The organism is Streptococcus oralis, assembly GCF_026782125.1.
In the GTDB taxonomy this organism is placed as follows: Bacteria; Bacillota; Bacilli; order Lactobacillales; family Streptococcaceae; genus Streptococcus; species Streptococcus oralis_CE.
The window spans coordinates 60,663-87,337 of record NZ_JAKUVY010000002.1; the positions used below are offsets into that span (position 1 = coordinate 60,663).

Genomic DNA, 26,675 nt, shown 5'->3' on the forward strand with positions numbered 1-26,675 from the left:
GTTCTATGTTAGATTCAGAAAAACAATCACAATATCAATTGTTAAATGAGGAACTCTCTTATTTACTTGAAGGTGAGAGCAATGTTCTTGCCAATCTTTCGAATGCTAGTGCCCTCCTAAAATCTCGCTTTCCCAATACTGTATTTGCAGGATTTTATCTGTTTGATGGTAGCGAGTTGGTTTTAGGACCTTTTCAGGGTGGGGTTTCTTGCATTCGCATCCCGCTTGGAAAAGGCGTGTGTGGAGAAGCTGCTGCGTTTCAAGAGACTGTTTTGGTTGGCGATGTGAGCACCTATCCAAACTACATTTCTTGTGATAGTATGGCCAAGAGTGAAATCGTGGTTCCCATGCTCAAGAATGGTCGATTGCTGGGTGTCTTAGACTTGGATTCTTCACTTATTGATGATTACAATGCCATTGACCGTGATTACTTGGAACAATTTGTCGCTATTTTGCTTGAGAAGACAGAATGGGACTTTACGATGTTTGAGGAGAAAGCCTAATGTATCAAGCACTTTATCGAAAATATAGAAGCCAGACTTTTTCACAACTGGTAGGTCAAGAGGTTGTAGCTAAAACCCTAAAACAAGCGGTTGAGCAGGAAAAGATTAGTCACGCTTATCTTTTCTCGGGCCCTCGTGGAACTGGGAAAACCAGTGTAGCCAAGATTTTTGCCAAGGCTATGAACTGTCCAAACCAGGTAGACGGAGAACCATGTAATAACTGTTATATCTGTCAGGCAGTGACAGAAGGTAGCCTAGAAGATGTTATCGAAATGGATGCGGCTTCGAATAACGGAGTCGATGAGATCCGTGAAATTCGTGATAAATCTACTTACGCTCCTAGTTTAGCACGGTATAAGGTCTATATCATAGACGAGGTTCATATGTTGTCTACAGGAGCTTTTAATGCGCTTTTGAAGACCCTTGAAGAACCAACTCAGAATGTTGTCTTTATCTTGGCGACCACCGAATTGCACAAAATTCCAGCAACTATTTTATCGCGTGTCCAACGTTTTGAGTTTAAATCGATTCGAACTCAAGATATCACGGCACATATTCATCATATTTTAGAAAAAGAAAATATTAGTTCTGAACCAGAGGCTGTGGAAATCATTGCTAGACGGGCTGAAGGTGGGATGCGGGATGCCTTGTCTATTCTGGACCAAGCCTTGAGTTTGACGCAAGGGAATGCTTTAACGACAGCTATTTCTGAGGAGATTACAGGCACTATTAGTCTATCAGCTCTAGATGACTATGTGGCCGCTTTGGCCCAACAGGATGTCCCCAAAGCACTCGATTCTTTGAATCTTTTGTTTGAAAATGGCAAGAGCATGACTCGTTTTGTGACGGATCTCTTGCAGTATTTGCGGGATCTACTGGTTGTTCAGACAGGTGGTGAAAATACTCATCATAGTCCAGTTTTTATGGACAATCTAGCTCTTTCTCAGGAAAGTCTCTTTGAAATGATTCGAATAGCGACTGTGAGCTTGGCAGATATGAAAGCAAGCCTACAACCTAAGATTTATGCTGAGATGATGACCATTCGTTTAGCTGAGATTAAGCCCGAACCAGTGCTTTCAGAAGCTGTCGAAAGTGAGATTTCTGCACTGAGACAGGAAGTAGCTCGTCTTAAACAAGAACTTGCCAATGTTGAAACGGTGCCTAAACAAGTGGCGCCAGTTCCTAGTCGTCCAGCAACTTCCAAGACAGTCTATCGAGTAGACCGTAATAAGGTTCAGGCTATCCTACAAGAAGCTGTAGAGAATCCTGATTTGGCACGGCAAAACTTGATTCGCCTCCAGAATGCATGGGGAGAAGTGATTGAAAGTTTAGCTGGACCTGATAAGGCCCTTCTCGTAGGTTCTCAACCAGTTGCGGCCAATGAACACCATGCTATTTTAGCCTTTGAGTCTAATTTCAATGCTGGTCAAACCATGAAACGGGATAACCTCAATACCATGTTCGGCAACATTCTCAGCCAAGCGGCTGGATTTTCACCTGAGATTCTGGCTATTTCCCTAGAGGAATGGAAAGAGGTTCGGGCTGCATTTTCAGCTAAAAACAAGTCTCCTCAAGCTGACCAAGAGGTGGAAGAAGAGAGCTTGATTCCAGAAGGATTCGAATTTCTAGCTGATAAAGTCATGGTTGAAGAAGACTAAAAATAGATTTCATGATACAATAATCTTATGAATAGACAACAATTTATCATAATAGCGTTATTCACGGCTGCTGAGACTTATTTCTTCAATGAATCCTTGATGACTGGTCGCTACGTTATGGCAGCTTTTTGGGCGATTTTACTCTTTCGAAACTTTAGGTTAAGTTACCTGATGGGAAAAATTGTAGACGCTATTGATCAGCACCTAAACCGCAAGGATTAGCCCCAGCTTCTAGACAAAATCAAAGCCTTTTAGGCTTTTTTTTGTTATACTAGTAGAGTATATTTATTGACCTTTTGTCCTATTTTTTAGGGATTGTAAGCAATTTCCTAAAGTATTGAGCAAAATGTTTGAAAAAGAAAGGAACTATCATGTCAGTATTAGAGATCAAAGATCTTCACGTTGAGATTGAAGGAAAAGAAATTTTGAAAGGAGTCAATCTGACTCTGAAAACAGGAGAAATCGCAGCCATTATGGGACCAAATGGTACTGGTAAATCGACTCTTTCTGCAGCTATCATGGGAAACCCTAACTATGAGGTTACCAAAGGTGAGGTCTTGTTTGATGGTGTAAATATCCTTGAATTGGAAGTGGACGAGCGTGCACGTATGGGACTTTTCCTTGCTATGCAATACCCATCTGAAATTCCAGGAATTACTAACGCAGAGTTTCTTCGTGCAGCCATGAATGCTGGTAAAGAAGATGATGAAAAGATTTCAGTTCGTGAGTTTATCACTAAACTAGACGAGAAAATGGAATTGCTCAACATGAAAGAAGAAATGGCAGAGCGTTACCTCAACGAAGGCTTCTCTGGTGGTGAGAAAAAACGTAATGAAATTCTTCAACTCTTGATGTTAGAACCAACTTTTGCCCTTTTGGATGAGATTGACTCAGGTCTTGATATTGATGCCCTTAAAGTTGTATCGAAAGGTGTGAATGCTATGCGTGGTGAAGGCTTTGGTGCCATGATCATCACTCACTACCAACGTCTCTTGAACTACATCACACCAGACGTGGTACACGTGATGATGGAAGGTCGTGTGGTTCTTTCTGGTGGCCCAGAATTGGCTGCCCGTTTGGAACGTGAAGGATACGCAAAATTAGCTGAAGAACTTGGCTACGACTACAAGGAAGAATTGTAATTCCCTCGTATCTTTTAGGAGAAGTAAATGACTAAAGAGAATATTAAACTTTTTTCAGAAATGCACGCTGAACCAAGCTGGTTGGCTGACCTCCGTCAAAAAGCTTTTGATAAGATTGAGAGTTTGGAATTACCAGTTATTGAGCGTGTCAAATTTCACCGTTGGAATCTGGGAGATGGAACCATCACAGAAAGTGAACCTTCAGCAAATGTTCCTGACTTCACGGCTCTAGATAATCACTTGAAGTTGGTGCAAGTAGGAACGCAGACTGTTTTTGAACAAACTCCAGTTGAATTGGCTGAACAAGGAGTAGTCTTTACAGACTTCCACTCAGCTTTAGAAGAAATTCCAGAGCTGATCGAGGAATTCTTCATGTCATCTGTTAAGTATGACGATGACAAGTTGGCAGCCTACCACACGGCTTACTTTAACAGTGGTGCTGTTCTCTACATTCCTGATAATGTTGAGATTGCTGAACCAATCGAAGGAATTTTCTACCAAGACAGCGATAGCGATGTGCCATTTAACAAGCATATCCTCATCATCGCTGGTAAGAACAGTAAGATTAGTTATCTTGAACGTTTAGAGTCGCGTGGTGAAGGTAGTGCCAAAGCAACTGCCAATATCACAGTCGAAGTGATTGCTCGTTCTGGTGCGCAAGTGAAATTTGCTGCCATTGACCGTTTAGGTGAAAATGTGACTGCCTACATTAGCCGTCGTGGTAAACTAGGCAACAATGCAAGCATTGACTGGGCGATTGGTGTCATGAACGAAGGAAACGTCGTTGCGGACTTTGATAGTGACTTGATTGGAAATGGTAGCCATGCTGACCTTAAGGTTGTAGCCCTATCAAGTGGTCGTCAGGTGCAAGGGATTGATACTCGAGTAACAAACTATGGTTGCAACTCAATCGGAAATATCCTTCAACATGGGGTTATTCTTGAAAAAGCAACCTTGACCTTCAATGGTATTGGACACATCATCAAGGGGGCTAAAGGAGCAGATGCACAACAAGAAAGCCGTGTTCTCATGCTTTCAGACCAAGCACGTTCAGATGCCAATCCAATTCTTTTGATTGATGAAAATGACGTAACTGCAGGTCACGCGGCTTCTATCGGACAAGTAGATCCAGAAGATATGTACTACCTTATGAGCCGTGGCTTGGACAAAGCAACAGCAGAGCGTTTGGTTGTTCGTGGTTTCCTTGGCTCTGTTATCGTTGAGATTCCAGTCAAAGAAGTTCGTGATGAAATGATTGCAACCATCGAAGAAAAATTGTCAAAACGCTAAGGGGAAACCGATGTTAGATGTAGAAGCGATTCGCAAGGATTTTCCAATTTTAGACCAGATTGTTAACGATGAACCTCTGGTCTATTTGGACAATGCTGCGACGACACAAAAACCACTAGCAGTTCTTGAAACGATTAACCGCTACTATGAGCAGGATAATGCCAATGTTCACCGAGGGGTTCATACTTTGGCAGAGCGTGCGACAGCATCTTATGAAGCTGCTCGTGAAACCATTGGTAAGTTTATCAACGCTGGTTCGACAAAGGAAGTACTCTTTACCAGAGGAACGACGACCAGTCTTAACTGGGTAGCAAGTTATGCTGAGGAAGTGTTGACTGAGGGAGACCAGGTCTTGATTTCCGTCATGGAACACCATTCCAATATCATTCCTTGGCAGGAAGCTTGCCGAAAGACTGGGGCAGAGCTTGTTTATGTCTATCTCAAGGATGGAGCTCTGGATATGGAAGATTTGCGAGCTAAATTGACTGATAAAGTTAAGTTTGTCTCCCTAGCTCACGCCTCAAATGTTCTGGGTGTGGTCAATCCGATCAAGGAAATCACTAAAATGGCTCACCAAGTTGGAGCTATCATGGTGGTGGATGGTGCTCAGTCTACGCCCCATATGAAGATTGATGTCCAGGACTTGGATGTGGACTTCTTTGCCTTTTCAGGTCACAAGATGGCTGGTCCGACTGGTATTGGTGTTCTTTACGGTAAAGAAAAATATCTTGAGCAAATGTCACCAGTTGAATTTGGTGGTGAGATGATCGATTTCGTCTACGAGCAATCTGCTAGTTGGAAGGAATTGCCTTGGAAATTTGAGGCTGGAACGCCAAATATGGCAGGTGCTATCGGACTTGCTGCAGCAGTGGATTATCTGGAAAAGATTGGTATGGATGCCATTGAAGCCCATGAACAAGAACTGATAGCCTACGTCTATCCAAAACTGCAGGCAATTGAAGGTTTGACCATTTACGGTTCCCAGGATTTAGCCCAACGTTCAGGAGTTATTGCCTTTAACCTAGGCGACCTTCATCCTCACGACCTTGCAACTGCTCTGGATTATGAAGGAGTAGCAGTTCGTGCCGGTCACCATTGTGCTCAACCTCTGCTTCAATATTTGGACGTCCCAGCAACAGCTCGTGCAAGTTTTTATATCTATAATACCAAGGCAGATTGTGACAAATTAGTCGATGCCCTACAAAAGACAAAGGAGTTTTTCAATGGCACTTTCTAAACTAGATAGCCTTTATATGGCAGTGGTGGCAGACCATTCGAAAAATCCACATCACCAAGGGAAGTTAGAAGATGCTGAACAAATCAGTCTCAACAATCCAACCTGTGGGGATGTCATCAACCTCTCTGTCAAGTTTGATGCAGCCGATCGTTTGGAAGATATCGCTTTTCTAAACTCGGGTTGTACTATCTCAACTGCCTCTGCTAGTATGATGACAGATGCCGTTTTAGGAAAAAGCAAACAAGAAATTTTAGAACTTGCGACTATTTTTTCAGAAATGGTCCAAGGTCAAAAAGATGAACGTCAAGACCAACTTGGAGACGCGGCCTTCTTATCAGGTGTTGCCAAATTTCCTCAAAGAATAAAGTGTGCAACCTTAGCTTGGAATGCTCTCAAAAAAACAATTGAAAATCAAGAAGATAAATAAGAAACTTAGAAATATATAATGAAAGAAAGGATATTATGGCTGAAGAAAGAGTAGAACCAAAACCAATTGACCTTGGTGAATATAAATTTGGTTTCCATGACGATGTAGAGCCTGTCCTATCGACAGGGAAAGGATTGAATGAAGAAGTCATTCGCGAATTATCAGCTGCTAAGGGAGAGCCTGAGTGGATGTTAGAATTCCGTTTGAAGTCTTATGAAACCTTCAAGAAAATGCCTATGCAAACTTGGGGAGCAGACTTGTCAGAGATTGACTTTGATGACTTGATCTACTACCAAAAACCATCTGATAAACCTGCCCGTTCTTGGGATGATGTACCTGAAAAGATTAAAGAAACCTTTGAACGTATCGGGATTCCAGAAGCTGAACGTGCTTATCTAGCAGGGGCTTCTGCCCAGTACGAGTCAGAAGTGGTTTACCACAACATGAAGGAAGAGTTCCAGAAATTGGGAATTATCTTTACAGATACGGATTCTGCCCTCAAGGAATACCCAGACTTGTTTAAAAAATACTTTGCGAAGTTGGTACCACCGACTGATAACAAGTTGGCGGCCCTCAACTCAGCAGTATGGTCGGGTGGAACCTTTATCTACGTACCAAAAGGGGTCAAGGTAGATATTCCGCTTCAAACTTACTTCCGTATCAACAACGAAAATACTGGTCAGTTTGAACGTACCCTGATTATCGTTGACGAGGGAGCAAGCGTCCACTACGTAGAAGGATGTACAGCACCAACATATTCAAGCAACAGCTTGCACGCTGCCATTGTAGAAATCTTTGCTTTGGATGGAGCTTACATGCGCTATACAACCATCCAAAACTGGTCTGATAATGTCTATAACTTGGTAACAAAACGTGCGAAAGCTTTGAAAGATGCGACTGTTGAGTGGATTGATGGAAACTTGGGTGCAAAAACGACTATGAAATATCCATCTGTTTATCTAGATGGAGAAGGGGCGCGTGGTACTATGCTCTCTATCGCCTTTGCTAATGCAGGGCAACACCAAGATACGGGTGCCAAGATGATCCACAACGCTCCACATACAAGCTCGTCTATCGTGTCAAAATCCATCGCTAAAGGCGGAGGAAAGGTGGACTACCGTGGACAAGTAACCTTTAACAAGAACTCTAAGAAATCTGTTTCTCACATCGAGTGTGATACCATTATCATGGATGACTTATCAGCGTCAGATACTATTCCATTTAATGAAATTCACAATTCGCAAGTTGCTTTGGAGCACGAAGCCAAGGTATCCAAGATTTCAGAGGAACAACTCTACTATCTCATGAGTCGTGGATTGTCAGAATCTGAGGCAACCGAGATGATTGTCATGGGATTTGTCGAACCCTTCACTAAAGAGCTTCCAATGGAATATGCAGTTGAGCTGAACCGCTTGATTAGCTATGAAATGGAGGGTTCAGTCGGATAAATCCAAAAGGAGAAGCAAATGGGATTCTTAAAAAAATTATTTGGTAATGTTGAAAAAGCGAATAAAGGTGAAATTCCTGCCGAGGAAATTGTTCCACCGTTTACAAATGATTTAGCAGAAGAAGCAGATGATTATTGGCGACAAATGGAACAAAACCTCTTGATAAACGTTGTAAAAGCTGCTGGTGGTCCTGAGTCGGTAGAACGTGCTTTTGTTCTTGCAAATTTTAAGGAAAATCAAGAAACCTTTGAGCTCTTTTATCAGGTGAATGGTCAACTTCTTTCATGGAGAGAGATGGATGCGACTGTTGTCGATAAAATCAGCAATCAACTCCTTCCACAAGCACCAGGTGTGGCACGTGCAGTAAATGAGAATTATGAAGAAGCGAAGGTTCCAGTAATCGAGTACGCCATGCTTCAGTTTGAGACTGCAACCATGGCTTGGTTTGGTCGGAAGTTGACAACAGCTTCTCCTGAAGCCCAATTGACTTTTGAAGAATTGGTATCTGGTTGGCGCGCTATTTTGGAACAAGAAGTCCCAAATCGTCCTTTAGATAGCGACCGTCCGTTCCCTTACTTTGAAGTTTAAAATTTCAAAATCCCAAAATCCCCAAAGAACTTCCAATGGAATATGCAGTTGAGCTTAACCGCTTGATTAGCTATGAAATGGAAGGGTCAGTTGGGTAAGAATATGCAGAATCTGAACAGGAATCCTTTCTGTTCAGAATTTTTTTCAAAAAAGAACCTAATAAATATTCACAAAAATGCTTTTATATGGTAAAATAAAACAATTACATTTAGTGGAGATGAAGTATGAATATTTTTAGAACCAAGGATGTTAGTCTGAGACAGACAGAGATGCACCGTCATTTGAAATTGTGGGATTTGATTCTATTAGGAATAGGTGCCATGGTGGGGACAGGGATTTTCACCATTACAGGAACAGCAGCGGCTACCCTAGCTGGTCCAGCACTAGTGATTTCCATTGTGATTTCTGCCCTGTGTGTTTCTTTATCAGCCCTCTTTTTCGCAGAATTTGCCTCTCGTGTGCCTGCAACTGGTGGTGCTTATAGTTATCTCTATGCGATTCTAGGAGAATTGCCAGCCTGGATTGCTGGCTGGTTGACCATTATGGAATTCATGACGGCTGTTTCAGGTGTGGCGTCTGGCTGGGCAGCTTACTTTAAGGGATTGCTCAGTAATTATGGTATCTCCATGCCGCAAGCCTTGAATGGAACCTTTAACCCTGAACAAGGTACCTATATCGATCTTATGCCTATTTTAGTACTGACTTTGGTAACGGGATTGGTTTTATTAAATTCCAGGGCAGCTTTGCGATTTAATTCGCTTTTAGTGGTCTTAAAATTCTCAGCTCTCGCCTTATTTATCCTAGTTGGTATTTGGTACATCAAGCCAGAAAATTGGACAAATTTTGCTCCATTTGGTTTTGGTCAACTATATGGTGGAAGTACTGGAATTATGGCGGGTGCATCTTTGATGTTCTTTGGTTTTCTCGGATTTGAGTCTATTTCCATGGCAGTTGATGAAATTCAAATTCCGCAAAAAAATATTCCTCGCGGAATTGTCCTTTCTCTGACAATCGTCACCATTCTCTATGCCTTGGTAACCTTAGTATTGACAGGGATTGTTCACTACAGTAAGCTCAATGTGGACGATGCAGTAGCATTTTCATTACGGAGTATTGGTATCAGCTGGGCGGCAAATTATGTTTCGCTTGTAGCCATTCTAACCCTGATAACTGTATGTATCTCCATGACTTATGCTTTGTCTCGGATGATTTATAGCTTAGCGCGTGATGGACTTTTACCTCAAAGTTTCAAACAATTAAGCAAGACTAGTCGCGTTCCTAAAAATGCGACCCTTTTAACAGGAGTTGCTTCAGCCATTGCTGCAGGAGTCTTTCCTCTAGCTAGTATTGCAGCCTTCTTAAATATCTGTACGCTAGCTTATCTCATTTTGCTAGCCTACGGAATAATAAAACTCAGAAAGGATAAGGGTACGCCAAAAGAGGGAGAGTTTAAAACACCCTTGGTGCCACTTTTGCCAATTCTTTCCATTCTTATCTGTGTTTCCTTTATGCTTCAATATAGTCTAGATACCTGGATTGCCTTTAGCATCGCTCTTGTAGTTGGTCTAGTCATTTACTTTACTTACGGGTTCCGCCATTCAACCCTCGCAGAAGAAGAATAAAAGCTGGGAATTCCCAGCTTTTTTAATCTTTCACATAAGTGAATCCTTCACCCAGAATTTCATGAGCCTCAGTGATGGTGATAAAGGCTTGAGGATCGATTTTGTGAATCATATCTTTCATTTTTACGATTTCGTTTCGACCGACGATACAGTAGATAATTTTTAAATCCTTTTTGCTGTAGTAGCCTTGACCAGATATAAAGGTAACGCCACGTCCGAGTTCATCGTTTATCTCTTTGGCCAATTGATCAGGATATTGGGTAATAATCATAAATCCTTTACCAGCATAACCTCCTTCGCCGATCAAGTCGATAACACGAGCGATGATAAAGTCAAATAAGAGGGTATAGGTAACTAGACGAAGATCCTGGAAGATAATCAAAATCAACATCAGGATGAAAAAGTCAATCCCAAAGAGTAATTTACCAATCGAAATATTGGTGTATTTGTTGAGGATACGGGCAACGATATCAGAGCCACCAGTGGTTCCACCAGCATTAAAGATAATTCCTAAACCAACCCCCAGTAAGACTCCTGAGACTAAAGCGACAATGATGAGATCCCCTTGCAAGTCGATGTGCAAAGGAATGCGCTCAAAGATTGCTAGCCAAACGGAAAGTGAAATAGATCCTAGAAGGCTAGAGTAGAGGGTCTTAGGTCCAAATATTTTCCAAGCCAGGATAAATAAAGGGATATTAATCAAGAGGTTCATCAATGATACAGGGATTTTAAAAAGATAGTAGGTAATCAAGGTAATACCTGTCGCCCCTCCCTCAAATAAATGATAAGGAACAACAAAGTAGGTAAGACCGAAGGCATAGATAGCAGCTCCAAAAATAATAGTGATAATCGGTTGAAGTTTTCGAATCATGGCTGTTCCTCACTTTTCTATAGATAGATTATACCAAAAATTCAGTTCTTTTCATCGGATCACTTATGATTTTTTATCATTTTTTTGATATAATAAAGGAGAAAATCCCAATCCTATCGAGAAGAATAGAAAGATTGAATTATGACACAAGTAAAAATTGTAACGGACTCTTCTGTTACTATCGAACCAGAAGTAGTTAAAGAATTAAATATCACTGTTGTCCCTCTATCAGTTATGATTGATAGTGTGCTTTATTCGGATGCAGATTTGAAAGAGGGAGAATTTCTTCATCTTATGCAACAAAGTAAGAATCTGCCTAAAACAAGCCAGCCCCCTGTAGGAGTGTTTGCTGAGGTCTTTGAAGAACTAGGTAAAGATGGAAGTCAAATTATCGCCATTCACATGTCCCATGCCTTGTCTGGAACTGTGGAAGCTGCTCGCCAAGGGGCCAGCCTCTCAACTGCTGATGTAACGGTTATTGATAGTTCCTTTACAGATCAAGCAATGAAGTTCCAAGTTGTTGAAGCCGCAAAACTTGCCAAAGAGGGTAAAGACTTAGAAACGATCTTAGCTCATGTAGAGGACGTCAAAAATCATACAGAACTCTATATCGGTGTTTCGACGCTAGAAAACTTAGTTAAGGGTGGTCGTATTGGACGTGTGACAGGATTACTAAGCTCACTCTTGAATATTCGTGTAGTAATGCAGATGAAAAACCACGAACTCCAACCAATCGCCAAAGGACGTGGAGCGAAAACGTTCAAAAAGTGGCTTGAGGAATTAACCAATACTCTTTCCCAAAAATCAGTTGCAGAAATTGGAATTTCCTATGCTGGAACGAACGAATGGGCGAATGAGATGAAGGCATTATTGCAACCTTATGTTGAGAAACCAATCTCTGTATTGGAAACTGGCTCTATTATTCAAACTCATACTGGAGAGAATGCTTGGGCGATTCTAATTCGCTACAATTCCTAAAAAAATAGAGAAAAAATGGTCAAAATAGTGTTTTTGACTTGACCTATAGCCGATTTTAGGATATGATTATATTTGTTAATTAGAAATTATTTGGAGGATTTGTTAACATGGCAAACAAACAAGATTTGATCGCTAAAGTAGCAGAAGCTACAGAATTGACTAAGAAAGATTCAGCAGCAGCAGTTGACGCTGTATTTGCAGCAGTAACTGAATACCTTGCAGCTGGTGAAAAAGTTCAATTGATCGGTTTCGGTAACTTTGAAGTTCGTGAGCGTGCTGCACGTAAAGGTCGCAACCCACAAACTGGTAAAGAAATCAAAATCGCAGCTTCTAAAGTTCCAGCATTCAAAGCTGGTAAAGCTCTTAAAGACGCTGTTAAATAATGAATTTTCAAAAAGCCTATTGAATCAAGCTTTCTAGCTTGGTCAGTAGGCTTTTTTTATTGCTTTGGGGCATTTTTGGGGCAAAAAGAAAAAGGTTCCCATGTATGAGAACCTTCTTTTCATTAGTTTTTAGAAGCTGCTTGGAATTCAGGGTTTTTCCATGCTTCATCAATGATAGCTTGCAATTCTTTAGCAGATGCTTGCATTTTTTGCGTTTCAGCGTCGTTCAATGGGATGTTTACTGGACGAACGATACCGTGTGCACCAACAACAGCTGGTTGACCGATAAAGACGTTTTTAACACCGTATTGACCTTCTTGGAAGACTGAAAGTGGAAGTACTGCATTTTCGTCATCAAGGATTGCTTTTGTGATACGAGCAAGTGCTACAGCGATACCGTAGTATGTAGCTCCTTTTTTGTTGATGATTGTGTAGGCAGCGTCACGAACACCTTCGAACAATTCAATCAATTCAGATTCTTGAACGTTTTGAGTATCTTTAAGGAATTCTTCTAGGTTTACACCAGCGATGTTAGCGTGTGACCAAACCGCAAATTCAGAATCTCCGTGTTCACCCATGATGTAGGCGTGAACTGAACGAGCATCAACATCCAATTTTTCAGCAAGTGCTTGACGGAAACGTGCTGAGTCAAGTGAAGTACCTGAACCGATAACACGTTCTTTAGGGAATCCAGAGAATTTCCAAGTTGAGTAAGTCAAAACGTCAACTGGGTTAGCTGCAACAAGGAAGATACCATCGAACCCTGATTCAACAACTTGTGTTACGATTGATTTGTTGATAGCCAAGTTTTTACCTACAAGGTCAAGGCGAGTTTCACCTGGTTTTTGAGGAGCACCTGCAGTGATAACAACAAGGTCAGCGTCTGCACAGTCAGAGTATTGAGCAGCGTAGATTTTTTTAGGTGAAGTGAAGGCAAGGGCGTGGCTAAGGTCAAGCGCATCACCAACAGCTTTTTCATGCAATTGTGGAATTTCGATAATTCCAAGCTCTTGTGCAATTCCTTGGTTAACAAGTGCGAAAGCGTAAGATGAACCTACGGCACCGTCACCAACAAGGATCACTTTTTTGTGTTGTTTAGTTGAAGTCATTATCTAAACATCTCCTTCATTTTTTTTTAGGGGAATCCCCAGACACTTTCATTCTATCACTTTTAAAAAGCTTTGTCACGAATATTCTATTCGGTCATCGATGTAAACGTTTTAGTGATTTCCAAAGACTGAAATGAAGGACGAATTATGGTATAATATATCTAATTACTAATAGTGAAATGAGGCATTTATGAATGCAGGATAGAAATTTAGTGAATGTCAATCTGACAAAGGAGATGAAGACCAGCTTTATCGACTACGCCATGAGCGTTATCGTTGCGCGGGCCCTTCCTGATGTTCGAGATGGCTTAAAACCTGTTCACCGTCGTATTCTTTATGGAATGAATGAACTAGGTGTTACACCAGACAAACCTCATAAAAAGTCAGCCCGTATTACAGGGGATGTTATGGGTAAATACCACCCACACGGAGATTCCTCTATTTACGAAGCCATGGTTCGTATGGCTCAGTGGTGGAGCTACCGTTACATGCTTGTTGATGGGCATGGAAACTTTGGTTCTATGGACGGGGACGGTGCTGCCGCGCAGCGGTATACTGAGGCACGTATGAGCAAGATTGCTCTGGAAATGCTTCGTGACATCAATAAAAACACGGTTGATTTCGTAGACAATTACGACGCCAATGAACGTGAACCCTTGGTCTTGCCAGCTCGTTTTCCAAACCTTTTGGTAAATGGAGCAACGGGTATCGCTGTTGGGATGGCAACCAATATTCCACCTCACAACTTGGGTGAAACCATTGATGCAGTGAAGTTGGTTATGGACAATCCTGAAGTGACGACTAAGGACTTGATGGAAGTCTTGCCTGGTCCAGATTTTCCAACCGGTGCCCTTGTCATGGGAAAATCAGGTATCCATAAGGCTTATGAGACTGGTAAAGGTTCCATTGTCCTTCGTTCTCGTACAGAGATTGAAACCACTAAGACGGGTCGTGAGCGCATCGTTGTAACGGAATTCCCTTATATGGTTAATAAAACCAAGGTGCATGAGCATATTGTTCGCTTGGTTCAGGAAAAACGAATTGAGGGCATTACAGCTGTACGTGATGAGTCCAATCGTGAAGGCGTTCGCTTTGTAATCGAGGTTAAACGCGACGCGTCTGCCAACGTTATCCTTAACAACCTCTTCAAGATGACCCAGATGCAAACCAACTTTGGTTTCAACATGTTGGCGATTGAAAATGGTGTGCCAAAAATCTTGTCCCTTCGTCAAATTTTGGATGCTTATATCGAGCACCAAAAAGAAGTGGTTGTTCGCCGTACTCGTTTTGACAAGGAAAAAGCAGAAGCGCGTGCGCACATCTTAGAAGGTCTTTTAATTGCACTTGACCATATCGACGAAGTGATTCGTATCATTCGTGCCAGTGAAACAGATGCGGAAGCGCAAGCTGAGTTGATGAGCAAGTTCAAGCTTTCTGAACGTCAAAGTCAAGCTATCCTTGATATGCGTCTTCGTCGTTTGACAGGATTGGAACGTGATAAGATTCAGTCTGAGTATGATGAATTGATTGCCTTGATTGCAGATTTGGCTGATATTCTTGCCAAACCTGAGCGCGTGGCGCAAATTATCAAAGAGGAATTGGACGAAGTCAAACGCAAGTTTGGTGACAAGCGTCGTACGGAGTTGATGATCGGAGAAGTCTTAACTCTTGAAGATGAAGATTTGATTGAAGAAACGGATGTCTTGATTACCCTATCTAACAAGGGCTATATCAAACGTTTGGACCAAGGTGAGTTCACTGCTCAAAAACGTGGTGGCCGTGGAGTTCAAGGTACGGGAGTTAAGGATGATGACTTTGTGCGTGAGTTGGTTTCAACCAGCACCCATGATCATCTGCTCTTCTTTACCAATAAAGGACGCGTATATCGACTAAAAGGTTATGAAATCCCTGAATATGGTCGTACCGCTAAGGGCTTGCCAGTTGTCAATCTATTGAAGTTAGACGAAGGTGAGAGCATTCAGACCATCATCAACGTTGAGTCTGAACGTAGTGATGACGCCTATCTCTTCTTCACAACCCGTCACGGTATTGTGAAGAGAACCAGTGTTAAAGAGTTCGCTAATATTCGTCAAAATGGACTTAAAGCTTTGAATCTTAAGGATGAAGACGAATTGATTAATGTCTTGCTGACAGAAGAAGATACGGATATTATCATTGGTACCAAGTTTGGTTATGCTGTTCGCTTTAATCAATCAGCTGTTCGTGGCATGAGCCGTATCGCGACAGGTGTCCGAGGAGTTAACCTTCGTGAAGGAGATACTGTAGTTGGTGCTAGTGTCATCACTGATCAGGATGAGGTCCTTATCATCACTGAAAAAGGTTATGGTAAACGTACCCTTGCTACTGAATACCCTACTAAAGGCCGTGGCGGTAAAGGGATGAAGACAGCCAATGTTGCTGAGAAGAATGGTCCTCTGGCAGGTCTCCTCACTGTTAAGGGGGATGAAGACCTGATGATTATCACGGATACAGGGGTCATGATTCGAACAAACGTTGCCAATATTTCACAAACAGGACGCTCAACTATGGGAGTTAAGGTGATGCGTCTAGACCAAGATGCCAAGATTGTGACCTTTACAACGGTTGCTGCGGCAGAAAAAGAAGAAGTTAGGACTGAAATTGAAACAGAAGGTGCAGAATAATGTCTCGTAGAAAAACGAAAAATAAGAAGAATAAGCGTAGAAATTTATTTATCAATATTCTAGCCGGTTTCTTGATTCTTCTTTCCTTAGCTTTGATTTTTAATTCTAAGATTCGTGACCTCTTTTTGGTCTGGAATACTAATAAATACCAAGTCAATCAAGTGACCAAGGAAAATATTGATGAAAATCTAAAAACCGAAGGAAATTTTGATTTTGACTCTGTTAAGTCTATTTCATCTGAAGCTGTTCTTGCTTCACAATGGGATGCCCAAAAGCTTCCAGTTATCGGTGGTATTGCTATTCCTGAAGTAGAAATCAACCTGCCTATTTTCAAAGGTTTGGATAATGTAAACTTGTTCTATGGAGCAGGGACCATGAAACCAGACCAAAAAATGGGAGAAGGCAACTATTCTCTAGCCAGTCACCATATCTTTACTGCTGAAAATGCGAGTCAGATGCTCTTCTCACCTTTGGTCAATGCCAAAGCAGGTATGAAAATTTACCTAACGGATAAGGATAAAGTTTATACTTATGAGATTACTGAAGTTAAACGTGTCACACCTGACCGTGTAGATGAAATCGAAGATCGTGATGGCGTAAAGGAGATTACTTTGGTTACCTGTGTTGATTATAATGCGACCGAGCGTATAATCGTCAAAGGAATCTTTAAAGAATCAAAGGCTTATTCTGAGACTTCTGAGGATATTTTGAAGGCCTTTAATCAACCGTATAGACAACGTTATTAAGAATGAATGAACCAGTGAAGTGCTATTTCACTGGTTTTTATGTTAACAAAATAGGATCAAAATAGTTCTTATGAAAAAGGACAGGAATGCTTAGGATAAAGATTTTTAAGATAAATATTTTAGAATTTTACAGAAAACGCTTTCTAGAAAACAAGAATTATGTTATAATTATCACAAATAAAAGTTTAGGAGTTTTTTATGGTCTCTTCAGAATTTATTTCAAAGATTGAATTTGCTTGCAAGAAGAAAGAAAGTCTTTATAGCCAAAGTAAGTTTAAGTATGCGATTCGTTCCATGTTTGCAGGTGCCTTTTTAACATTTAGTACGGCTGCAGGTGCGGTTGGGGCTGACTTGATTAATAAGATCGCTCCAGGTAGTGGTCGCTTCCTTTTCCCATTCGTTTTTGCTTGGGGATTGGCCTACATTGTTTTCTTGAATGCCGAGTTGGTAACTTCAAATATGATGTTTTTGACAGCAGGTAGTTTCTTGAAAAAAATTTCATGGAGAAAAACAGCTGAGATTTTACTTTACTGTACCTTGTTCAACCTTATCGGAGCTTTGATAGCAGGTTGGGGCTTTGCCCACTCAGCAGCCTATGCAAATCTAACACATGATAGCTTCATTTCAGGAGTTGTAGAGATGAAGTTAGGCCGTTCCAATGAGCTAGTCTTGCTTGAAGGTATTTTAGCCAATATCTTTGTAAACATTGCTATTCTTTCATTTGTTTTGGTGAAAGACGGTGGGGCTAAACTTTGGCTTGTTTTGTCAGCGATTTACATGTTTGTATTCTTAACAAACGAACACATTGCTGCGAACTTTGCTTCTTTTGCGATTGTCAAGTTTAGTGTTGCAGCTGATTCAATTGCTAATTTTGACATACCTAATATTCTTCGTCACTGGGGTGTAACCTTTGTCGGAAACTTTATCGGTGGGGGTCTCTTGATGGGCTTACCATACGCCTTCCTCAACAAAAACGAAGATACTTATGTCGATTAAAGAAATGAGCACGAGTGAATCGTGCTTTTTTGTTTGATGTGTAAGACTAGTCATAGTTGTTCCTTATATCAAAATATAGAAAAACGGTATTGGAAAAGACTAGCACAAGATGATACAATATCCCTAATGAAGCTATTTGGAGGTCGTCATATGACTCGTGATTTTAAATTTGAAACCCTACAATTACATGCTGGGCAAGTAGTTGATCCAGCAACTAAGTCTCGTGCAGTACCGATTTATCAAACAACATCCTTCGTTTTTGATGACACGCAAGAAGGTGCCGATTTGTTTGCCTTGAGAAAACCAGGGAACATTTATACTCGTATCACAAACCCTACAACAGCAGCCTTTGAGGAAAGAATTGCTGCTCTTGAAGGTGGTGTTGGAGCGCTAGCGACAGCATCAGGTATGGCTGCTGTAACCTACACTATTTTGGCGCTTGCTCACGCAGGTGACCATGTGGTGGCTGCGTCAACTATTTACGGTGGGACCTTCAATCTCTTGAAGGAAACCCTTCCTCGTTATGGAATCACAACTACCTTTGTCGATGTGGATAATTTGGAAGAAGTGGAAGCAGCTATCAATGACAATACAAAGCTTGTCTTGATTGAAACCTTGGGGAATCCCTTGATTAACATTCCTGACTTGGAAAAATTGGCTGAGATTGCGCATAAACACCAGATTCCTCTCGTTTCGGACAATACTTTTGCCACACCATATTTGATTAACGTCTTCTCTCACGGTGTAGATATTTCCATTCACTCAGCAACTAAGTTTATCGGTGGGCATGGTACGACTATTGGAGGAGTGATTGTCGATAGCGGTCGTTTTGACTGGGCAGCTTCAGGGAAATTCCCTCAATTTGTTGAGGAAGACCCAAGTTACCACAACTTGAGCTATACTCGTGATGTGGGTGCAGCAGCCTTTATTATCGCTGTTCGTGTTCAATTGCTCCGTGATACAGGTGCTGCCTTGTCACCATTTAATGCCTTTCTCTTGCTCCAAGGGCTTGAAACTCTCTCTCTTCGTGTTGAACGTCACGTGCAAAATGCAGAGAAAATTGTTGATTTCCTTGTAAATCATCCTAAGGTAGAGAAGGTAAATTATCCAAAACTAGCGGACAGTCCTTACCATGCCTTGGCTGAGAAATATTTGCCAAAAGGTGTTGGTTCAATCTTTACCTTCCATGTCAAAGGTGGAGAGGCAGAAGCCCGCAAGGTGATTGATAATCTGGAAATCTTCTCTGACCTTGCAAACGTAGCAGATGCCAAATCGCTTGTTGTCCATCCTGCGACAACCACTCACGGTCAGTTGTCAGAAAAAGACCTAGAAGCAGCAGGTGTTACACCAAACCAAATCCGCTTGTCTATTGGTCTTGAAAATGTAGAGGATTTGATTGAAGATTTGCGTTTGGCCTTGGAAAAAATTTAAAGTAACAGATATAAACAGTGGGTTTCGACTCACTGTTTTTGATTTTCCCTCAGGCATGATATAATGGTTACAGAAGTCTAGAAAGAGGAAAGTTATGAACGAAATCAAATGTCCCAACTGTGGGGAAGTCTTTACAGTAAATGAAAGTCAGTATGCCGAACTTTTATCCCAAGTGAGAACGGTTGAGTTTGATAAGGAATTGCACGATCGCATGAAGCAGGAGCTGGCCTTGGCTGAGCAAAAGGCCATGAATGAACAACAGTCTAAACTGGCTCAAAAAGACCAAGAAATTGCGCAATTGCAGAGTCAAATCCAAAACTTTGATACAGAGAAAGAATTGGCTAAGAAAGAAGTTGAACAGACAAGCCATGAGGCCTTATTAGCAAAGGACAAGGAAGTGCAGGCCTTGGAAACACAATTGGCTACCTTGCGTTTAGAGCATGAAAACCAACTCCAAAAGACTCTCTCTGATTTAGAAAGAGAGCGTGATCAGGTCAAAAATCAGCTCCTATTGCAAGAAAAGGAAAATGAGTTATCTTTGGCTTCTGTTAAGCAAAATTACGAAGCTCAGCTCAAGGCAGCCAGTGAACAGGTCGAGTTTTACAAGAATTTTAAAGCTCAACAATCCACAAAAGCTATCGGTGAAAGCCTGGAACAGTATGCAGAGAGTGAGTTTAACAAGGTTCGTAGTTTTGCCTTTCCAAATGCCTACTTTGAGAAGGATAACAAGGTCTCTGCGCGTGGATCTAAGGGAGACTTTATCTTCCGTGATTTTGATGAAAATGGTCTAGAGTTCATTTCCATCATGTTTGAGATGAAAAATGAAGCGGACGGAACAGAGAAGAAGCATAAGAATGCGGATTTTTACAAGGAATTGGACAAGGACCGTCGGGAGAAGAACTGTGAGTATGCCGTTTTGGTGACTATGTTAGAATCAGATAACGACTACTTTAACACAGGGATTGTGGACGTTAGCCACGAGTATGAAAAGATGTATGTGGTTCGTCCTCAGTTCTTTATCCAGTTGATTGGTCTCTTGCGAAATGCGGCTCTTAATTCTCTCAAATACAAGCAAGAGTTGGTCTTGGTTCGGGAGCAGAATATCGATATTACGCATTTTGAAGAAGACTTGGATGCCTTCAAAGTGGCTTTTGCCAAAAACTACAACTCTGCTTCGACTAACTTTGGTAAAGCTATCGATGAAATTGACAAGGCCATCAAACGCATGGAAGAGATCAAGAAGTTCTTGACCACATCCGAAAACCAACTCCGCCTCGCCAATAACAAATTGGAAGATGTTTCAGTTAAAAAATTGACCCGAAAAAATCCAACAATGAAAGCAAAGTTTGAAGCACTGAAGGGGGAGTGAGGAAGAAAATAATGTTTTACTCTTCGAAAAATAAGGTCCTTCAACTAGATCAAAAAAACATGGATTATGTGACCTTTGGTAAAGGAAAGAAGTCTCTCGTTATCATACCAGGGTTGGGGGATGGATTACAGACAGTTAAGGGCATGGCTCAAATGCTAGCTTTAACTTACCGAGAATTTGCCAAGGTTTATAAAGTTTATGTTTTTAGTCGCATCAATAAGTTGCCAGAAAATTATACAACACGAAATATGGCTGCTGATGTAGCGGAAGCTATGGATGTATTGAATTTAAAAAGTTCTGTCGTCATGGGGATTTCCCAAGGTGGTATGATTGCTCAATGGGTAGCTGTAGATTTTCCAGAAAAGGTTGAAAGTTTGATTTTGGCTGTTACTACTGCAAAACTAAGTGAGCTTGGTGGGGAGCGGATTAGACGCTGGCTGAGCCTGAGTCAAATAGGGACTTATAAAGAACTGATGGTTGATATTGCTAGTCACTCTTACACAACTAAATCCTTCGGAAAATTCAAATACCTTTATCGAATAATGGGAATTTTTGGCCGTATTAAAGATAAACAACGCATTGCTATTCAGGCTGTATCTTGTTTGAAACACGATAGCCTAACCATTTTGGAAAAAATAAACTGTTCTACGCTAATCATTGGAGCAGAAAAGGATGATGTTCTAGGAGTAGAAGCTTCACTTGAATTGCATCAGCATATCAAAGATAGCCAGCTCACTATTTTGCCAGAGTGCGGCCATGCACTTTATGAGCAGAATAAGGATTTCCAAAAGAGAGTTTTAGTATTTTTAGAAAGTTAATGAATGAACGGTATTATCAACTTAAAAAAAGAAGCGGGGATGACTTCGCATGATGCGGTTTTTAAACTGCGTAAGATTTTGGGAACCAAGAAGATTGGTCATGGTGGAACCTTGGACCCGGATGTGGTGGGTGTTTTGCCCATTGCGGTGGGCAAGGCGACCCGCATGGTCGAATTTATGCAGGACGAGGGTAAGGTCTATGAGGGGGAGATCACTCTTGGTTATTCAACGACGACTGAGGATGCCAGTGGAGAAGTGGTCGCAGAGACACCTGTTTTGTCGCCCTTGGATGAAACCACTGTCGATGAAGCGATTGCGAGTCTGACTGGGCCTATTACTCAGATTCCACCTATGTACTCGGCTGTCAAGGTCAATGGTCGCAAGCTCTATGAGTATGCGCGTGCAGGTCAGGAAGTGGAGCGTCCAGAACGTCAGGTGACCATTTATCAATTTGAACGAACAAGTCCGATTTCTTATGAGGGTCATCTAGCACGATTTACTTTTCGTGTAAAATGCAGTAAAGGAACTTATATCCGTACCTTGTCAGTTGACTTGGGAGAGAAGCTTGGTTACGCGGCCCATATGTCCCATTTGACACGGACCAGTGCTGCAGGTTTACAGTTAGAAGATGCCTTGACTTTGAATGAAATTGCTGCAAAAGTGGAGGCTGGTCAGCTGGACTTTCTCCATCCTCTTGAGATTGGTACAGGAGATCTTGTCAAAGTTTTCCTAACTCCAGAAGAAGCTACAGAAGTGCGCTTTGGTCGTTTTATCGAGCTAGACCAAACGGACAAAGAATTGGCTGCCTTTGAAGGAGATACATTGCTAGCCATTCTAGAAAAAAGGGGCAATCTCTACAAGCCAAGGAAGGTTTTTAGCTAGTTTAACTAGAGTGTGGGGATGGAATCGTTTCCCCCTAGACTATCCAAATCAGACTATAAATTTTGAAAAAAATATGATAGAATAGACGACGGATAAAAAAACGGAGGATAGCATGCAAAATAGACCAATCATTATCGGAGTGACAGGTGGTTCTGGTGGTGGTAAAACCAGTGTTTCAAGAGCCATTTTATCTCATTTTCCTGATGAAAAAATTTCCATGATTGAGCATGATTCTTACTACAAGGATCAGTCTCACTTGACCTTTGAAGAGCGTGTCAAAACTAATTATGACCATCCTTTTGCCTTTGATACAGATTTGATGATCGAGCAGATTAAAGAATTGTTGGCAGGACGTCCGGTGGACATTCCAACTTATGACTATACAGAGCATACGCGGAGTAGAAAGACCTATCGTCAGGAGCCTCAGGATGTCTTTATCGTTGAGGGGATTCTGGTCTTGGAGGACAAGCGCCTGCGCGATTTGATGGATATCAAGATTTTTGTGGATACAGATGATGATGTGCGTATTATTCGTCGTATCAAGCGTGATATGGAAGAGCGTGGCCGTAGTTTAGATAGCGTTATTGACCAGTACTTGGGTGTGGTCAAACCTATGTACCACCAGTTCATTGAGCCGACAAAGCGTTATGCCGATATCGTCATTCCTGAGGGAGTCAGCAATACCGTTGCTATCGACCTTTTGACCACTAAGATTGCAAAGATTTTGGAAGAAGCGCGAAACAGCAAATAATCAGATGAGGAGGTCATGCCTCCTTTTTCTATTTTTCCTTTAGTTTCAGTAGGAAAAAGGTGATTTTTAAGCATGTTTTTGGTATAATAATACCCATGGAAAAGCAAGAAAATGAATAGTAGGTGGAGATGGAAAAGTATTTATCGGTAACAACTTTGACCAAGTATCTGAAAATGAAATTCGATAAAGACCCTTACTTGGAACGGGTCTATTTAACTGGTCAAGTTTCCAACTTTCGTAAACGACCTACTCACCAATATTTCTCCTTAAAAGATGATCGTGCAGTCATTCAAGCGACCATCTGGTCTGGGATTTATCAAAAATTAGGTTTCGACTTGGAAGAGGGAATGAAAATCAATGTGATTGGGCGTGTGCAGGTTTATGAACCCAGTGGGAGCTACTCTATCATCATTGAAAAGGCTGAGCCTGATGGGGTTGGGGCGCTCGCGATTCAGTTTGAACAACTCAAGAAAAAATTGACAGAAGAAGGCCTGTTTCAAGAACGTTTCAAGCAACCTCTTCCCCAGTTTTCTAAGCGAATTGGTGTAGTAACCAGTCGCAGTGGAGCCGTTATTCGAGATATTATCACGACCGTCAGCAGGCGATTCCCAGGTGTTGATATCCTTCTCTATCCGACCAAGGTACAAGGTGATGGAGCAGCGGAGGAAATTGCTCGAAATATTGCGCGTGCCAATCAACGTGAGGACCTAGATGTTCTCATCATTGGTCGTGGTGGGGGTTCCATCGAGGATCTCTGGGCTTTTAACGAAGAGATCGTGGTACGGGCTATTTTTGAATCCCGTTTACCCATCATCTCTAGTGTTGGTCATGAGACGGATGTGACCTTGGCGGATTTTGTGGCAGATAGACGGGCTGCGACGCCAACAGCTGCTGCTGAACTGGCAACGCCTGTGACCAAGTTGGATCTATTGACGCATTTGCAAAATCAAGAAAAACGGATGGCAACAGCAGTTCAGAATGTCCTATCTAAGAAACAAGAAGCTCTGAAAAAATGCAGTCAGTCAGTCATCTTTAGACAGCCAGAGCGCTTGTACGATGGATATTTGCAACGGTTAGATCAACTACAACTGCGCTTAAAACAAAGTTTGCGAACACGGATTTCTGATAACAAACAGCTAGTCCAAGCAAGGACGCATCAATTGGTCCAACTATCACCTATTACCAAAATCCAACGCTATCAAGACCGGCTTGGTCAGTTGGATAAGCTCTTACGTAGCCAAATGGCTCTTGTTTATGATGCTAAAGTTGCTGAAGTGAAGCGACTTTCAGAAGCTCTGCTGATGTTGGATACCAGTCGAATCGTGGCGCGTGGTTATGCTATTGTCAAAAAAGAAGAGTCAGTAGTCGATTCTGTTGAGATGTTGAATAAAAAAGACCAAGTGACGCTTTTGATGCGAGATGGTCAAGTAGAATTAGAGGTTAAAGATGTCAAAACAAAAGAAATTTGAGGAAAATCTAGCAGAACTAGAGACCATTGTCCAAAGTTTGGAAAATGGTGAAATTGCTTTGGAAGATGCGATTGCGGCCTTTCAAAAGGGAATGGTCTTGTCAAAAGAGCTCCAAGCGACGCTGGACAAGGCTGAAAAGACCTTGGTCAAGGTCATGCAAGAAGACGGAACAGAAAGTGATTTTGAATGAAGAAGCAAGAAAAATTAGCTCTTGTTGAGTCGGCTTTGGAAGATTTTTATGGAGATCAGCAGTTTGCTTCTAGTCTACGAGAGTCCGTTCTCTATTCCATTCATGCTGGTGGCAAGCGTATTCGTCCTTTTCTCTTGTTAGAGGTTCTGGAAGCCTTGCGTGTTGCTATTAGACCAGCTCATGCGCAGGTGGCTGCGGCCTTGGAAATGATTCATACAGGGAGCTTGATTCACGATGACCTTCCTGCCATGGATGACGATGATTACCGTCGGGGACGTTTAACTAATCATAAGAAATTTGGCGAAGCGATGGCAATATTGGCAGGAGATGCTTTGTTCCTAGATCCCTATGCCTTAATAGCGCAGGCTGATTTGCCAAGTCAGATCAAGGTGGACTTGATTGCCAACCTATCCCTTGCTTCAGGAAGTCTGGGAATGGTTGCAGGGCAGGTTTTAGATATGGAAGGCGAACACCAGCACTTGTCTTTGGAAGAGCTCCAGACCATTCATGCCAATAAAACTGGAAAATTGCTATCTTATCCCTTCCAAGCGGCTGCTATTATTGCGGAATTAGCACCAGAAATCCAAGCAAAATTGGAAACTGTTGGTGAATTGATTGGACTTGCTTTTCAAGTTCGAGATGATGTACTGGATGTGACAGCTAGTTTTGAGGAAATCGGCAAGACACCACAAAAGGATTTGCAGGCAGAAAAGTCGACCTATCCAGCATTGTTGGGCTTGGAAGAGGCCATTGCCTTTTGTAACCAAACCTTGGATCAAGCTAATGCCAAGTTAGAAGAAATTGCCCAGCAAGTCAGCTTTGAAACAGCGCCGATTGTGAAAGTGGTAGAAAGTTTGAGAATCAATGGCTAAGGAAAGAGTGGATGTACTAGCTTATAAACAGGGCTTGTTTGAAACGCGAGAACAGGCCAAGCGCGGTGTCATGGCTGGATTAGTCGTAGCAGTCCTTAATGGAGAACGCTTTGACAAACCAGGAGAGAAAATCCCAGATGACACTGAGCTAAAACTCAAGGGTGAAAAACTCAAGTATGTCAGTCGAGGTGGTCTAAAACTAGAGAAGGCCTTGCAGGTCTTTGATTTATCAGTGGATGGCGCAACCACGATTGATATTGGGGCTTCCACTGGAGGATTTACTGATGTCATGTTGCAAAATGGTGCTGAGTTAGTCTTTGCAGTTGATGTTGGTACCAATCAGTTGGCTTGGAAATTGCGTCAAGATCCACGGGTTGTCAGCATGGAGCAGTTTAATTTTCGTTATGCTGAAAAGACTGATTTTGAGCAGGAACCAAGCTTTGCCAGTATTGATGTGAGTTTCATTTCCCTAAATCTAATCTTACCAGCCTTGCATCGTGTCTTGGCTGATCAAGGTCAGGTGGTGGCTCTGGTTAAGCCTCAGTTTGAAGCAGGTCGTGAGCAGATTGGGAAAAATGGAATCATTCGAGATGCTAAGGTTCATCAAACTGTCCTTGAATCTGTCACTGCTATGGCAGTTGAACAAGGTTTTTCAGTGCTTGGATTAGACTATTCACCAATCCAAGGTGGACATGGAAACATCGAATTTCTGGTATATTTGAAAAAGGAAGAGGGAGCAAGTAACCAAGTTGCCCCTGAAATAGAAAAAGTTGTAGAGAGAGCACATAGAGAATTTAAAGATGAATAAAAAAGAGAGACTTGAAAAAATTAGAAGATTTGTTACGGATTATCAAATCGGGACTCAGGAAGAAATTGTTGAGCATTTGAAGGAAGCAGGTATTTCTGCTACTCAAGCCACTGTCTCAAGGGACATCAAGGAGCTTGGGATTGTTAAAATTCCTTTGAAGAACAACACCTATATCTATGAGTTGCCAAAATCAATCGTCAAGAGTTTGCAATTGGCTGAGGACAATATTGTGAGTTCTGAGTTAATGGGAAATATGATTAACCTTGCTGTCATTCCTGGAAATACTATTTTTGTGAAGAGTCAGTTGGTTGAAGCATTTTCTGAACAGATTTTTAGCTGTCTAGCTGATGATGATTCTATCTTAATTGTAGCTAGAACAGCAGAGGCAGCTGAGGAAATTGTTGAACAAGTCAAAAAATGGTAG

General features: G+C 41.7%; 27 protein-coding genes. 25 read left to right on the forward strand and 2 right to left on the reverse strand.

From position 1 onward, the window contains the following. Window positions 1–5: 5 nt before the first annotated feature. The 10 genes from MK385_RS01830 to MK385_RS01875 all read left to right on the forward strand — a co-directional run bounded on the left by MK385_RS01830 (window position 6) and on the right by MK385_RS01875 (window position 9,915). Window positions 6–503: a GAF domain-containing protein gene (locus MK385_RS01830; RefSeq protein WP_268725131.1), complete on the forward strand. Its 498-nt coding sequence runs from the start codon at window positions 6–8 to the stop codon at window positions 501–503. Then, window positions 503–2,161 carry a DNA polymerase III subunit gamma/tau gene (gene dnaX / locus MK385_RS01835; RefSeq protein WP_268725132.1) on the forward strand — a complete coding sequence of 553 codons (1,659 nt, stop codon included), beginning with the start codon at window positions 503–505 and terminating at the stop codon, window positions 2,159–2,161. The genes MK385_RS01830 and dnaX overlap by 1 nt, the downstream gene beginning before the upstream one ends. A 27-nt stretch (window positions 2,162–2,188) precedes the next feature. Continuing rightward, window positions 2,189–2,383, forward strand: a complete 195-nt coding sequence (locus MK385_RS01840; protein ID WP_001081604.1) for a DUF3272 family protein — start codon at window positions 2,189–2,191, stop codon at window positions 2,381–2,383. Between the two features lie 149 nt (window positions 2,384–2,532). Next, entirely contained in the window at window positions 2,533–3,303 is a 771-nt protein-coding gene (gene sufC / locus MK385_RS01845) for a Fe-S cluster assembly ATPase SufC (protein ID WP_000114489.1), read from the forward strand. Between the two features lie 27 nt (window positions 3,304–3,330). Then, on the forward strand, window positions 3,331–4,593 hold the full coding sequence (gene sufD / locus MK385_RS01850; RefSeq protein ID WP_268725133.1) for a Fe-S cluster assembly protein SufD: 1,263 nt from the start codon (window positions 3,331–3,333) through the stop codon (window positions 4,591–4,593). Between the two features lie 10 nt (window positions 4,594–4,603). Continuing rightward, window positions 4,604–5,830, forward strand: coding sequence for a cysteine desulfurase (locus MK385_RS01855; protein ID WP_268725134.1), 1,227 nt, complete (start codon window positions 4,604–4,606; stop codon window positions 5,828–5,830). Beyond that, window positions 5,817–6,257 carry a Fe-S cluster assembly sulfur transfer protein SufU gene (gene sufU, locus MK385_RS01860; RefSeq protein ID WP_268725135.1) on the forward strand — a complete coding sequence of 147 codons (441 nt, stop codon included), beginning with the start codon at window positions 5,817–5,819 and terminating at the stop codon, window positions 6,255–6,257. Before MK385_RS01855 ends, sufU begins: the two co-directional genes overlap by 14 nt. Before the next feature lie 35 nt (window positions 6,258–6,292). Next, window positions 6,293–7,705, forward strand: coding sequence for a Fe-S cluster assembly protein SufB (sufB, locus tag MK385_RS01865; RefSeq protein ID WP_268725136.1), 1,413 nt, complete (start codon window positions 6,293–6,295; stop codon window positions 7,703–7,705). An 18-nt stretch (window positions 7,706–7,723) separates the two neighbouring features. Beyond that, a complete protein-coding gene (locus MK385_RS01870) occupies window positions 7,724–8,293 on the forward strand; it encodes a hypothetical protein (protein WP_268725137.1) in 570 nt (189 codons plus the stop codon). Window positions 8,294–8,517: 224 nt separating this feature from the next. After that, complete coding sequence (locus tag MK385_RS01875; RefSeq protein ID WP_268725138.1) at window positions 8,518–9,915, forward strand: APC family permease; 1,398 nt, start codon at window positions 8,518–8,520, stop codon at window positions 9,913–9,915. Window positions 9,916–9,937: 22 nt separating this feature from the next. On the opposite strand, the gene MK385_RS01880 is transcribed toward MK385_RS01875, so the two are convergent. After that, window positions 9,938–10,786: a YitT family protein gene (locus MK385_RS01880; protein ID WP_044020617.1), complete on the reverse strand. Its 849-nt coding sequence runs from the start codon at window positions 10,784–10,786 to the stop codon at window positions 9,938–9,940. A gap of 141 nt (window positions 10,787–10,927) precedes the next feature. On the opposite strand from MK385_RS01880, the gene MK385_RS01885 reads away from it, so the two are divergent. Both MK385_RS01885 and MK385_RS01890 read left to right on the forward strand, forming a co-directional pair. Beyond that, the gene (locus MK385_RS01885) at window positions 10,928–11,764 is read left to right on the forward strand and encodes a DegV family protein (RefSeq protein ID WP_000195456.1); all 837 of its coding nucleotides are present in this window, start codon (window positions 10,928–10,930) and stop codon (window positions 11,762–11,764) included. A 107-nt stretch (window positions 11,765–11,871) separates the two neighbouring features. Beyond that, window positions 11,872–12,147: an HU family DNA-binding protein gene (locus tag MK385_RS01890; RefSeq protein ID WP_001284636.1), complete on the forward strand. Its 276-nt coding sequence runs from the start codon at window positions 11,872–11,874 to the stop codon at window positions 12,145–12,147. A 122-nt stretch (window positions 12,148–12,269) separates the two neighbouring features. Here MK385_RS01890 and MK385_RS01895 read toward each other — a convergent pair whose 3' ends face one another. Next, entirely contained in the window at window positions 12,270–13,256 is a 987-nt protein-coding gene (locus MK385_RS01895) for an L-lactate dehydrogenase (RefSeq protein WP_076984597.1), read from the reverse strand. A 194-nt stretch (window positions 13,257–13,450) separates the two neighbouring features. Between MK385_RS01895 and gyrA the strand changes: the two genes are divergently transcribed. From gyrA to MK385_RS01960, 13 genes are all read left to right on the forward strand, one after another. Next, window positions 13,451–15,919 carry a DNA gyrase subunit A gene (gene gyrA, locus MK385_RS01900; RefSeq protein ID WP_268725139.1) on the forward strand — a complete coding sequence of 823 codons (2,469 nt, stop codon included), beginning with the start codon at window positions 13,451–13,453 and terminating at the stop codon, window positions 15,917–15,919. Further along, window positions 15,919–16,665 (forward strand): class A sortase, encoded by a 747-nt coding sequence (locus MK385_RS01905; RefSeq protein WP_268725140.1) that lies wholly within the window; start codon window positions 15,919–15,921, stop codon window positions 16,663–16,665. The genes gyrA and MK385_RS01905 overlap by 1 nt, the downstream gene beginning before the upstream one ends. Before the next feature lie 198 nt (window positions 16,666–16,863). After that, complete coding sequence (locus tag MK385_RS01910) at window positions 16,864–17,661, forward strand: formate/nitrite transporter family protein (protein WP_000254787.1); 798 nt, start codon at window positions 16,864–16,866, stop codon at window positions 17,659–17,661. 150 nt (window positions 17,662–17,811) lie between these two features. Further along, window positions 17,812–19,092: an O-acetylhomoserine aminocarboxypropyltransferase/cysteine synthase family protein gene (locus MK385_RS01915; RefSeq protein WP_033585385.1), complete on the forward strand. Its 1,281-nt coding sequence runs from the start codon at window positions 17,812–17,814 to the stop codon at window positions 19,090–19,092. Window positions 19,093–19,186: 94 nt separating this feature from the next. Further along, window positions 19,187–20,461 carry a DUF2130 domain-containing protein gene (locus tag MK385_RS01920; protein ID WP_268725141.1) on the forward strand — a complete coding sequence of 425 codons (1,275 nt, stop codon included), beginning with the start codon at window positions 19,187–19,189 and terminating at the stop codon, window positions 20,459–20,461. 11 nt (window positions 20,462–20,472) lie between these two features. Beyond that, window positions 20,473–21,279: an alpha/beta fold hydrolase gene (locus MK385_RS01925; protein WP_268725142.1), complete on the forward strand. Its 807-nt coding sequence runs from the start codon at window positions 20,473–20,475 to the stop codon at window positions 21,277–21,279. Window positions 21,280–21,282: 3 nt separating this feature from the next. Then, window positions 21,283–22,161: a tRNA pseudouridine(55) synthase TruB gene (gene truB / locus MK385_RS01930; RefSeq protein ID WP_268725143.1), complete on the forward strand. Its 879-nt coding sequence runs from the start codon at window positions 21,283–21,285 to the stop codon at window positions 22,159–22,161. Window positions 22,162–22,273: 112 nt separating this feature from the next. Beyond that, window positions 22,274–22,912, forward strand: a complete 639-nt coding sequence (udk, locus tag MK385_RS01935) for a uridine kinase (RefSeq protein ID WP_084857591.1) — start codon at window positions 22,274–22,276, stop codon at window positions 22,910–22,912. A 128-nt stretch (window positions 22,913–23,040) separates the two neighbouring features. Next, window positions 23,041–24,381, forward strand: coding sequence for an exodeoxyribonuclease VII large subunit (xseA, locus tag MK385_RS01940; RefSeq protein WP_268725144.1), 1,341 nt, complete (start codon window positions 23,041–23,043; stop codon window positions 24,379–24,381). Beyond that, window positions 24,359–24,571, forward strand: coding sequence for an exodeoxyribonuclease VII small subunit (locus MK385_RS01945; RefSeq protein ID WP_000043226.1), 213 nt, complete (start codon window positions 24,359–24,361; stop codon window positions 24,569–24,571). Before xseA ends, MK385_RS01945 begins: the two co-directional genes overlap by 23 nt. Then, on the forward strand, window positions 24,568–25,443 hold the full coding sequence (locus MK385_RS01950) for a polyprenyl synthetase family protein (protein WP_268725145.1): 876 nt from the start codon (window positions 24,568–24,570) through the stop codon (window positions 25,441–25,443). Before MK385_RS01945 ends, MK385_RS01950 begins: the two co-directional genes overlap by 4 nt. Continuing rightward, window positions 25,436–26,251 carry a TlyA family RNA methyltransferase gene (locus MK385_RS01955; RefSeq protein ID WP_247924177.1) on the forward strand — a complete coding sequence of 272 codons (816 nt, stop codon included), beginning with the start codon at window positions 25,436–25,438 and terminating at the stop codon, window positions 26,249–26,251. The genes MK385_RS01950 and MK385_RS01955 overlap by 8 nt, the downstream gene beginning before the upstream one ends. Next, window positions 26,244–26,675: an arginine repressor gene (locus tag MK385_RS01960; RefSeq protein WP_001034390.1), complete on the forward strand. Its 432-nt coding sequence runs from the start codon at window positions 26,244–26,246 to the stop codon at window positions 26,673–26,675. Before MK385_RS01955 ends, MK385_RS01960 begins: the two co-directional genes overlap by 8 nt.

Excerpts from the sequence above, each read along its gene's own strand:
- MK385_RS01830 (WP_268725131.1), top strand. The coding sequence starts at position 6 with ATGTTAGATTCAGAAAAACAATCACAATATCAATTGTTAAATGAGGAA.
- dnaX (WP_268725132.1), top strand. The coding sequence starts at position 503 with ATGTATCAAGCACTTTATCGAAAATATAGAAGCCAGACTTTTTCACAA.
- MK385_RS01840 (WP_001081604.1), top strand. The coding sequence starts at position 2,189 with ATGAATAGACAACAATTTATCATAATAGCGTTATTCACGGCTGCTGAG.
- sufC (WP_000114489.1), top strand. The coding sequence starts at position 2,533 with ATGTCAGTATTAGAGATCAAAGATCTTCACGTTGAGATTGAAGGAAAA.
- sufD (WP_268725133.1), top strand. The coding sequence starts at position 3,331 with ATGACTAAAGAGAATATTAAACTTTTTTCAGAAATGCACGCTGAACCA.
- MK385_RS01855 (WP_268725134.1), top strand. The coding sequence starts at position 4,604 with ATGTTAGATGTAGAAGCGATTCGCAAGGATTTTCCAATTTTAGACCAG.
- sufU (WP_268725135.1), top strand. The coding sequence starts at position 5,817 with ATGGCACTTTCTAAACTAGATAGCCTTTATATGGCAGTGGTGGCAGAC.
- sufB (WP_268725136.1), top strand. The coding sequence starts at position 6,293 with ATGGCTGAAGAAAGAGTAGAACCAAAACCAATTGACCTTGGTGAATAT.
- MK385_RS01870 (WP_268725137.1), top strand. The coding sequence starts at position 7,724 with ATGGGATTCTTAAAAAAATTATTTGGTAATGTTGAAAAAGCGAATAAA.
- MK385_RS01875 (WP_268725138.1), top strand. The coding sequence starts at position 8,518 with ATGAATATTTTTAGAACCAAGGATGTTAGTCTGAGACAGACAGAGATG.
- MK385_RS01880 (WP_044020617.1), bottom strand. The coding sequence starts at position 10,786 with ATGATTCGAAAACTTCAACCGATTATCACTATTATTTTTGGAGCTGCT.
- MK385_RS01885 (WP_000195456.1), top strand. The coding sequence starts at position 10,928 with ATGACACAAGTAAAAATTGTAACGGACTCTTCTGTTACTATCGAACCA.
- MK385_RS01890 (WP_001284636.1), top strand. The coding sequence starts at position 11,872 with ATGGCAAACAAACAAGATTTGATCGCTAAAGTAGCAGAAGCTACAGAA.
- MK385_RS01895 (WP_076984597.1), bottom strand. The coding sequence starts at position 13,256 with ATGACTTCAACTAAACAACACAAAAAAGTGATCCTTGTTGGTGACGGT.
- gyrA (WP_268725139.1), top strand. The coding sequence starts at position 13,451 with ATGCAGGATAGAAATTTAGTGAATGTCAATCTGACAAAGGAGATGAAG.
- MK385_RS01905 (WP_268725140.1), top strand. The coding sequence starts at position 15,919 with ATGTCTCGTAGAAAAACGAAAAATAAGAAGAATAAGCGTAGAAATTTA.
- MK385_RS01910 (WP_000254787.1), top strand. The coding sequence starts at position 16,864 with ATGGTCTCTTCAGAATTTATTTCAAAGATTGAATTTGCTTGCAAGAAG.
- MK385_RS01915 (WP_033585385.1), top strand. The coding sequence starts at position 17,812 with ATGACTCGTGATTTTAAATTTGAAACCCTACAATTACATGCTGGGCAA.
- MK385_RS01920 (WP_268725141.1), top strand. The coding sequence starts at position 19,187 with ATGAACGAAATCAAATGTCCCAACTGTGGGGAAGTCTTTACAGTAAAT.
- MK385_RS01925 (WP_268725142.1), top strand. The coding sequence starts at position 20,473 with ATGTTTTACTCTTCGAAAAATAAGGTCCTTCAACTAGATCAAAAAAAC.
- truB (WP_268725143.1), top strand. The coding sequence starts at position 21,283 with ATGAACGGTATTATCAACTTAAAAAAAGAAGCGGGGATGACTTCGCAT.
- udk (WP_084857591.1), top strand. The coding sequence starts at position 22,274 with ATGCAAAATAGACCAATCATTATCGGAGTGACAGGTGGTTCTGGTGGT.
- xseA (WP_268725144.1), top strand. The coding sequence starts at position 23,041 with ATGGAAAAGTATTTATCGGTAACAACTTTGACCAAGTATCTGAAAATG.
- MK385_RS01945 (WP_000043226.1), top strand. The coding sequence starts at position 24,359 with ATGTCAAAACAAAAGAAATTTGAGGAAAATCTAGCAGAACTAGAGACC.
- MK385_RS01950 (WP_268725145.1), top strand. The coding sequence starts at position 24,568 with ATGAAGAAGCAAGAAAAATTAGCTCTTGTTGAGTCGGCTTTGGAAGAT.
- MK385_RS01955 (WP_247924177.1), top strand. The coding sequence starts at position 25,436 with ATGGCTAAGGAAAGAGTGGATGTACTAGCTTATAAACAGGGCTTGTTT.
- MK385_RS01960 (WP_001034390.1), top strand. The coding sequence starts at position 26,244 with ATGAATAAAAAAGAGAGACTTGAAAAAATTAGAAGATTTGTTACGGAT.